This is a genomic window from Nostoc sp. (assembly GCF_036917195.1).
GTDB lineage: Bacteria > Cyanobacteriota > Cyanobacteriia > Cyanobacteriales > Nostocaceae > Nostoc.
In genome coordinates, this window is sequence record NZ_JBALDG010000037.1 from 22,307 (window position 1) to 31,095 (window position 8,789).

At 39.5% G+C, this 8,789-nt stretch carries 3 protein-coding genes and 1 pseudogene; 3 read left to right on the top strand and 1 reads right to left on the bottom strand.

Annotation, left to right across the window (positions count from 1 at the left end; translation table 11 throughout):
• Positions 1-375: 375 nt before the first annotated feature.
• Positions 376-5,286, bottom strand: a complete 4,911-nt coding sequence (locus V7K40_RS13100) for a DUF4157 domain-containing protein (RefSeq protein WP_334960168.1) — start codon at positions 5,284-5,286, stop codon at positions 376-378.
• A gap of 191 nt (positions 5,287-5,477) precedes the next feature.
• Here V7K40_RS13100 and V7K40_RS13105 point away from each other — a divergent pair, with 191 nt between their 5' ends.
• The 3 genes and pseudogenes from V7K40_RS13105 to V7K40_RS13115 all read left to right on the top strand — a co-directional run.
• Entirely contained in the window at positions 5,478-5,717 is a 240-nt protein-coding gene (locus V7K40_RS13105) for a hypothetical protein (protein WP_334960170.1), read from the top strand.
• The gene (locus tag V7K40_RS13110; RefSeq protein ID WP_334960172.1) at positions 5,717-6,283 is read left to right on the top strand and encodes a phage tail protein; all 567 of its coding nucleotides are present in this window, start codon (positions 5,717-5,719) and stop codon (positions 6,281-6,283) included. The genes V7K40_RS13105 and V7K40_RS13110 overlap by 1 nt, the downstream gene beginning before the upstream one ends.
• Positions 6,284-6,306: 23 nt before the next feature.
• Positions 6,307-8,789 (top strand): annotated as a pseudogene (locus V7K40_RS13115) (hypothetical protein); the annotation flags it as partial.

The following is an 8,789-nucleotide window of genomic DNA, read 5'->3' on the forward strand; positions in this document are numbered from 1 at the left end:
TAAAAACACAAATACTACTGAATGAGATTAAAGCATTCTTTTTGACTCATTCAATAAATGCTTGTTTCAAAGTACAAGCAAAAACAAATATTTCTAGCTTCAGTAAAAACCCTTGAGAAGTGACTGCATGGATTGACTTTAGAAAGACATAATTGATGTTACTAAATACAGTTTCTTTTGTTTTGTCTAGTACACTGCTTAGTATAGTGATTCCACGGCTCATCCGAAAGCAATACGATTTTGTGAGGTAGCAGGGCTGGCGAGGCTGGGGAAGTTAGGCACTTGCTACTTCCCAACAATGGGTGTATTTCTTATACAGCATGGGTTTTACTTAATTTCCCAGCCAATTAAAAATCGGAGTTTTTTCTACCCCAGCTACCCCCGTTTAGTAGCATGAAAATGAGGTGGAGCACCAGGAGAATTAAACCGCACCAGATAATAGGTGTTATTTCCTGCACCGGAAGATGCGTTTGTAGTGGTGCCATCGGCGTTGATGACAATAATGTTAGCCTGCAAAAGCATACCGATCAGTGTTGGCGCAACATTGCTAGCTTCGTCACTGAAAGCCCTCATAGTGCCAATATCCCGCATAAACTGAGATGGATTTTGATAAGTTTCTGTTATAAGCCCTTGGAGAACATCATTTGTCTCAAACTCATCTCTGGCAAATTCAACTAAAGCATTACGGAAATCGCGAACAGAAGTGTAGGGTGCACCCATATTTATGAGAGCACTGTACAAACAATCACCATCAGGCTTAATATCTTTATTTTCTAAGTGCAACTGTTTTAATGTTTGTTGTACTTGGGGGGATAATATGTAACCAGGATTCCCAGTGGGTTTAGGTTTATATTCTTGCCCTGTCAGTGATTGTTGTGTTTCATCAGTTTCACTATCTTCATTATCACTATCCTTGTTATTAGTAAATTTTTCCCATAAGCTTTGGATATTGTTCAGCAGTTTGTCATACTTGGTCTGTAAATCCTCTGCTAGCTGCAAATCATCTGCTGGATTTTGAGATGAGTTGCGTATATCCTGCCCTATTTTCGCAGGTTGAAGCTCCTTAATTGCCAGCAGCATCCAAAGACTACCATTCTCTCTGGCGTGTTTGTTTTCTTCGCGATTGGACTGAAGGATCTGTTTTAAATTACCCAATATTTCGTAAATTTTCAAGATGTATTCATCTTGATTAGTTATTTCGCCTCTTTGTTTACGTGCATTCTTAAGAGCAGTTGTCCCTCTCTGTTGCTCTCCCGGAACTAATTCTCCCTTATAACTAAAACTCTGGTTATTTCTACTTCTATCCAAATGCAAATCCATAGCAAGCATAATTTCAAACAAATTTCCGTAATGCCCCTTGCGGACACTTAAGTTGCCAGACTTTTCACTGTAAACAACACGTAATCTTTTTCCTTTTTTGATATCATTAGCTATCGATGGTGAATTTTTTCGTTTATGAGGACTACTTAAGCCTAAGCCTCCTTTTTTCATTCTATTCGCCAAATATTTCCGAAGTTTTACTCCTTCTTCTAGCAACTGTTGTGCAGTCAGCTTTCTGCCTAAAAATTCAGTCCGCTCTAGATTGGTTTTCGCTAAATCTGTACCTGCTTTAATACCCAATCCTACATACTGCCAAAGCTCTTGTTTATTCTGCAAAGGTTTTTCAATGATTAGCTCACCAATCTTTTCTAGAAATTCTTGACTCTCTAAGCGTGTAGGATTTACTGTACTCAACAAATCAGCAATAGTTGACCATATACCTACTAAATGGTCTCCAAGTACTATGTCTAGAAGGCGGGGTGCAAGGCTTCTTGTTGCTGGAGAAGAAACATTTGATTTCGGAAATTTTCGGTCTTTATCGAGCTTCGGGTTGGAAATTTTATTTTGTTCTTGTAACTCTATCTGGTGGAAAAGAGCCGGACTATCTGATTGTGCCAGCGCATGTACTTGATCGCCGTCATAATCTCCAGATAAGTCTTTCATCATCTTTGACCCTACTCCAATTAAGCTACCAGGGTCGATAAGTTTGGAAACTGCCAAATCACCCTGGATAGTAAATTGTGTCTCCGTTGTTTTGGCTTTGTCGATATCTGCTGTTTGTTTCCATTTTTCATCGACTTTGCGGTCTTCACTACAAACTACGATCTCTACTCCCTTATATTTAGAAGGCCAATTCTCATCTGGAATTACGCCCAACAATCCTTTAAAAAAAACAAACGGTGGCGAATCATGACCTAATTCTTGTCCTGTCCAACGGTATTGCAAAGCAGTCATCTGGCCGATAAATTCAGACAGGGGGTTTTTGGAAGCACCGACACGCCCTGTTGTCCAGTTCATTGTATCCGCCGGGTTACGGTGTAATGCCACTTTAGTATTATCAGGCAAAGCCATATTTGGCGGTAATACGACCTCTTCTCCAGGAACAGGCATGGCAGTCCCGATCCTTACAGGAAAGTTGCCAGTGGTTACTGCCCGAAAAAGCTTTTCATTTGGCATATTTTGGATACTCTGATCTATTGCAGTTCCATCTAATGTTGGCAACAAATCTTTGATGCCACTTTCCACCAATTCAAAAATCAATTTGTTGTCTTGGGGTAGCCATTGAAGCATTTGAGTGTTAGGAAGAGGTTGCTTATTAGGCGTAGAGGTTGATGAATTTTCCGCTTTGGATGACTTTTCCGGTTTGATTATTGAAATCAGATTTTTGGCACGGGAAGCTTTAATAAAGCCCCAACCATCACCGACCATCAATGTAATATCTTTTATCTTTTCCAAAGTAAACGGTGTTTTATCTTTGACAGCAGCACCCTTTATTTTAGAGTCACCAGTTACAGCTTGTGGTGTGGTGAGTAAAGCCTGTCGCGTGTAGGCAACTGCCTCGTCGAAAGGATGAATCTTAGCACCAATATCAAATTTGGCTTCTTCTACTGCCCAAGCGAAGTTTTTATTTCCTGAGTTTAATAAATCAAATCGGTATTTCCTACCATTTAACTCGAAAGACGCATCTTCATACAACTTATTGCGCTCTTCCATTTTGAGTTGGGGATCAAATTCTACTCGCACCAATTCAATATCCTTTACCATTCGTACAAGGCCGATGCCATTCATTTGATATTTTCCAGCGTTTTTATCAAGTCTACCATTGCGATCATACTTTACTTTGGGTATTTCTTTTTTAACAGCTTTTCCTGAAACGGTCTTTCCTTTTTTCGACTTGCCTGCTAATTCAAATGGCTGCTCAATTTCTGGAGAATCATCAAAATTTTCATTTAAAAAATCATCTTCATTTAAGATATCATCTTCATTTAAGATATCATCTTCTGTGTTTTGCAAACTCGTTGCCTGAGCAATTTGTTCTTGCAAACTATTATATATATTACTCAAACTAGTACGAAGATTATCTACACTTTCTAAAACCTCTTTTTGCCTTATTTCATAGGCATTATTCCAATAATTAATATTTCCTTTAATCTCAGATTCATATTTTTGATGAGCATTAATAAATTGTCCTCTAACCTCAATATGATTCAATATCTTCTCTTCCAGTTCCTTTGTCTCAGACGGCTTGATCCTTCCTCTATTTAATTTACCAATTAGTGGATCTAACTCTCTTTTCGATTCTCTAAAGTCTATTTTTTTTGAATTATAATCTCTAATAAATTTTTCTATTCTCTGCTGTCGATTTTTTTGTTGCTTTTTAAATTTAGTAGACGTAGTTTTCTCAGAACGCTCATCTATCCAATTATTAAAATTATTTTCGACTTGATTTACAATGTCTTGATCTAGGAATTCTGCTTCCTTGGCATCACTTAATTTTTCTATCATTTGCTGCTGGTCTTTTCCTAAACTTTGACGAGAATTTTCTTCAAAATTTAAAAACTCATCTTTTGCTTCCGTTGACAATGATACATTTTCTTGAGTAATTTTCTTAAATTCTTTTTCTGTTAAGTCCCAATTTTCTTTTATTTGATCATTTATATTGAATTTTCTCTGAGTGTTATTTATAAATTCAATATATTTATCTAAGTTGACAATTTGCTCATTATACAAATTAAAAAAATCTTCCTGCAAATCACTAGCTTCTTCTGATCTTTTTTCTAGCAAATTTTGTCTTTCATGATATTCATCATCAGACGGATTTAATTTTAGTTTAGAAATTTGTGCTTCTAGTTGCGGTATCAAATTACTAATAATAGTAATTTTTTTTTGTCTTTTTTCAAGTTCTTTATAATTGCCCTGTGATTTGTCATATCGCTCCCACATTAAATCTATTATTCTAGTTAATTGATCTAATTTGTCATTTTTCTTTGTTTCGTCTATAAGATTACCTATTTTTCCCTGAGTTTCTATCATTTGTTCCCCCAACATATCCAGCTTTTTCTTAAATATGCTTAATGCCTCATTTGGAGTTTGGGGAGAAGTTTGCTCTGCTTGTTCTTGCTCAATTTGTGCAGAAGGTAATGCCGCAGTTGTAGTTTGGGTAGGACTTTGCTCTTCTTCCTTTACTGTCCCTTGTGCAGAAGCTCCAGGATCTTTTTGCTCTGCTTTTTTCTTCTTTGACTTGTTTTTTGATGGCATTCTCTGAATAACCTGGAGACTCACCGTCTGCTGCACCGCATCCCCACTTTGTTGCAATGTATGAACCCCTTCATGAAGTGTCAAGAAATCCTTCTTTGGTGAATTTCCCTGACCATAAAAAATATGCTTACCACTAGCAAATGCTTCTGAACCGATCTCCTTGTTCATCTGCACTGATTCGGAATCTGTATGCGCCCGCCGATCTGAGAAATCAGCTCTCAAACCAGCTTCCATGAAGGTTTGTACATCACTAGGAAGAGGACTTCCCCCACCTTTAGCCCTGTTTAACCGACTTTCAAAATCACTAGTTGCTTGCAAACTGCGATCGCTGTATGGTATTGCTTTATGTTGGACTAAGGGAGTTATCCCAGCAGCCTGAGGTTGAGAGGGTACTTGTGAGTCTGTCTGTTCTTTTGTACCCATCTCTGGTTCCACGGTTGACATAGACATAACTTGATTTGCGATCGCGTCAGCTTCTTGTTCATACTTATCTCCAGGCTCCCCAATTGTCAGTTTTGCTTGGGGACGATGCAGGGGTATTCGACTAATGTCGTGGGTGAGAGGTTTATTCAGGGGTTGCTCCAATGGAACTGCTTGGGGTGAAGCTTGTGGAGAATCTAAACCAAAGCCGGGTATCCGGTGTTTGAGAGATGGTATTGAGAAGGAAGTAGTGGTAGCTTTTTTGGACTGGTTTACATGTTCTCCCATTTTTTTCTCCTGATGCCCAAGCAGTAAGTAGATGAATATTTGCTAGATTGATCATATATCTAGAGTATAGCGATCGCATTTTTAATACAATTCACCCATAGTCTAAATCCAGGCAAAGACGAAGTTCGACTTTTGGCTACTTTTGATTCTGATGCAGTACCTTTAGCCTTAATTCTAGGAGAGATTTTTTTATGGACTCAAAACAGCAACAAACTTTTTTCACGTTCAATGGAGATGTTGGCGGTACTGCTGGCTACGCCGGGGTTTCAACGTCATCTGATACTAGTAAGGTGACTAAAACGGCAACTAAATATCTCAACGACTCACTGCTTTTAGACCAACTCACAGAGCACGTGTATAAACTTTTGCTAGAAGACTTGCGATCGCAGCACGAAAGGCTAGGTAATTATAGTTCCCAAAGGTGGTTGTGATGGGTATCGAAAATTTGGCCGGAAGGGGATTAGATGCAGCAGGTATTCCTAATACCCTTGCTAAAGGCGACGTTGACCACGAATACAATTATGTCACTACTAATCGTTTCTATGTAGAAATAGACAGTTCTATTGCTGCATCTTTCACTGAATGTTCAGGATTAAGTGTTCAAATTCAGAAAAATGTTTTTTACGAAGGTGGTGTTAACGACCAGCAAAGAATTTATTTAGGTCATACAGAATTTGCAGACATAACTCTTAAACGTGGACTTACCGATCATCCAGGTTTTTGGAACTGGATGAATACAGTTTTTGATGAAACAGAGGAAACATCTCGACGCAATGTCAATATTTTGATTTTCAATCAAGCTGGTGAAACGATGATGAGTTGGACTTTGATTGGTGCTATTCCTACAGGCTGGACAACACCTGCACTACAAGCAGATGGAATGGCAGTTGCTATTGAAGAATTAACTTTGGCTTATGAAGGTTTACAAGTTGCCAGAGATTCAGGAGGAGGCAATTCTGTAGAACGAGATGAAACAGGATATTTCCCTTCTAGTTAATTGGCTATTTTTCAACTATAACTATGCAAATTATTCAATCTCCACTAGGAAATAATGTTCATCCACTGGGGGTAAGATCATCTTTATCTTATCCTCACAAAATGTTATTAAGAAAAGAGTCTAATTCCCTGCATTCACAAAGTAATATTATCAGTCCCATACAAACTAAACCACCATTAGTCACATCATCTAAATTTTTATTATCTCGTAAACATGAATCGACGATACAACCATTAATAGATTGGGATAATGGGGAGACTCAGGGTATAAATAGTGAGTTTCCATTAGTTGAGTTTGATTCTTCTGATTCAATAAGTTCACTAAAAAATAGTAATATTAATAGTAGTGAATCAGTCCAAGACAGTATTCCAGAGATAATGCCAACTCGCATTGAAAAAAATACGAGTAATGATACCTCACAAAAACTAAATACTAAAGGTAAATCTAAATCAACAAAAACAAATAAATCTCAACAGCCACCAGAAAAAAAGTCAAACCCGAAATCTAAGACTAAAAAAACAGTCAAATCATCAGCGCCTAAGAATGTTGCTCCATTTGTTGATGAAAGTAACATTCCTATTAATCGTAATGAAGATAGCTTATTAGGATCAGATGAGCCTCTGCCTGTTGAGGCTAATTCTGATATCCCCAAATTACAACGGCATATTGCTTCAGACAATACTACAAGTGATAATGATTCTGTTAGTAGTATAACGCCTACCATAACGGCATCCATTTCGCCTAGTGTTGAAGAGAAATCGACTTTGTTCAGGAAGATTGCTAACGATGATCTGCAATTAAATTCTGAGTTACCATCTAGTTTGCCCAGTGCAGAGTCAGAAGCGCTCGCACCAAAAGTTAGCGCCACATCGCCTGAGATTGGTGAAACAGCGCTCGCACCAAAAGTTAGCGCCACATCACTTGAGATTGGTGAAACAGCGCTCGCACCAAAAATTAGCGCCACATCACTTGAGATTGGTGAAACAGCGCTCGCACCAAAAATTAGCGCCACATCACTTGAGACTGGTGAAACAGCGCTCGCACCAAAAGTTAGCACCGCATCACCTGAAATTGGTGAAGTACCAGTAGTTAGCGCCACATCACTTGAGACTGGTGAAACAGCGCTCGCACCAAAAGTTAGCACCGCATCACCTGAAATTGGTGAAACAGCGCTTGCACCAAAAGTTAGCGCCACATCACCTGAGATTGGTGAAACTGTGATTGCACCAAAAATCAGCACTGCATCACCTGAGATTGGTGAACTACCAGTAGTTAGCGTCACATCACCAGAGACTGGTGAAACAGCGCTCGCACCAAAAGTTAGCACCGCATCACCAGAGACTGGTGAAACAGCGCTCGCACCAAAAGTTAGCGCCACATCACTTGAGATTGGTGAAACAGCGCTCGCACCAAAAGTTAGCACCGCATCACCAGAGACTGGTGAAACAGCGCTCGCACCAAAAGTTAGCGCCACATCACCTGAGATTAGTGAAACAGCGCTCGCACCAAAAGTTAGCGCCACATCACTTGAGATTGGTGAAACAGCGCTCGCACCAAAAGTTAGCGCCACATCACTTGAGACTGGTGAAACTGTGATTGCACCAAAAGTTAGCACCGCATCACCTGAAATTGGTGAAGTACCAGTAGTTAGCGTCACATCACCAGAGACTGGTGAAACTGTGATTGCACCAAAAATCAGCACTGCATCACCTGAAATTGGTGAAACTGTAATTGCACCAAAAATTACTGCCACATCACCTGAAATTGGTGAAACAGCGATTGCACCAAAAGTTAGCACCACATCACCTGAAATTGGTGAAACTGTGATTGCACCAAAAGTTAGCACCACATCACCTGAAATTGGTGAAACTGTGATTGCACCAAAAGTTAGCACCACATCACCTGAAATTGGTGAAACTGTGATTGCACCAAAAGTTAGCACCACATCACCTGAAATTGGTGAAACTGTGATTGCACCAAAAGTTAGCACCACATCACCTGAAATTGGTGAAACTGTGATTGCACCAAAAGTTAGCACCACATCACCTGAAATTGGTGAAACTGTAATTGCACCAAAAATTACTGCCACATCACCTGAAATTGGTGAAACTGTGATTGCACCAAAAATTAGCCCCGCATCACCTGAAATTGGTGAAACTGTAATTGCACCAAAAATTACTGCCACATCACCTGAAATTGGTGAAACTGTGATTGCACCAAAAATTACTGCCACATCACCTGAAATTGGTGAAACTGTGATCGCACCAAAAATTACTGCCACATCACCTGAAATTGGTGAAGTACCAGTAGTTAGCGCCACATCACCTGAGACTGGCGAAACAGCGATCGCACCAAAAGTTAGCGCCACATCACCTGAGACTGGCGAAACAGCGATCGCACCAAAAATTACTGCCACATCACCTGAAATTGGTGAAGTACCAGTAGTTAGCGCCACATCACCTGAGACTGGCGAAACAGCGATCGCACCAAAAGTTAGCGCCACATC

Excerpts from the sequence above, each read along its gene's own strand:
- V7K40_RS13100 (WP_334960168.1), bottom strand. The coding sequence starts at position 5,286 with ATGGGAGAACATGTAAACCAGTCCAAAAAAGCTACCACTACTTCCTTC.
- V7K40_RS13105 (WP_334960170.1), top strand. The coding sequence starts at position 5,478 with ATGGACTCAAAACAGCAACAAACTTTTTTCACGTTCAATGGAGATGTT.
- V7K40_RS13110 (WP_334960172.1), top strand. The coding sequence starts at position 5,717 with ATGGGTATCGAAAATTTGGCCGGAAGGGGATTAGATGCAGCAGGTATT.